The organism is Vescimonas sanitatis (genome assembly GCF_049060325.1).
GTDB classification, from domain to species: domain Bacteria; phylum Bacillota; class Clostridia; order Oscillospirales; family Oscillospiraceae; genus Vescimonas; species Vescimonas sanitatis.
On sequence record NZ_JBMGPW010000026.1, the window covers coordinates 1 to 631 of the forward strand.

General features: G+C 69.7%; 1 protein-coding gene. It reads right to left on the reverse strand.

What is annotated here, in order from left to right:
* Nucleotides 1-631, reverse strand: a 631-nt coding sequence (locus ACOMDU_RS13580; RefSeq protein ID WP_421130692.1) for a 2-oxo acid dehydrogenase subunit E2, incomplete at both ends; no start/stop codon positions are given.

A 631-nucleotide genomic window follows, 5' to 3' on the forward strand; every position in this document is an offset into this window, starting at 1 on the left:
GCGTACGGCTGCTCGAGCTTCTCCTGGAACCAGGCGCGCTCGGCCGGGTCCTGGATGTGCATGTACTCGACGCCGATGGTGCGGCAGTACGCGTCACGCAGCACGCCGAGGATCTTGCGCAGCGTCAGGCTGCTCGCCCCGCCGAAGCCGCCGGTGGGCCACTTGCGGTCCAGGTCCCACAGGGTCAGCCCGTGCTCGCGGATGTCGAGGTCCGGGTGGTAGGCCATCGAGTACTCGAGCGGGTCCACGTTGGCCAGCAGGTGGCCGCGGTCCCGGTACGCGTGGATGAGCTGCTGGATGCGGGCGACCTTGCCGATCTGCTCCTCCGGGTTCACCTGCACGTCCTGGGCCCAGCGGACGGGCTCGTAGGGGATGCGCAGGGAGTGGAAGACCTCGTCGTAGAAGCCGTCCTCGCCCAGCAGGAGGCCGTGCACGATCTTCAGGAACTCGCCGGAGCCGGCGCCCTGGATCACGCGGTGGTCGTACGTGGAGGTGAGGGTGATCGTCTTGGAGATCGCCAGGTCGTGCAGCGTGGACTCGGCGGCGCCCTGGAAGGCGGCCGGATAGGTCAGCGCGCCGACGCCGATGATGGCGGCCTGGCCCTGGGACAGGCGGGGCACCGAGTGCACGG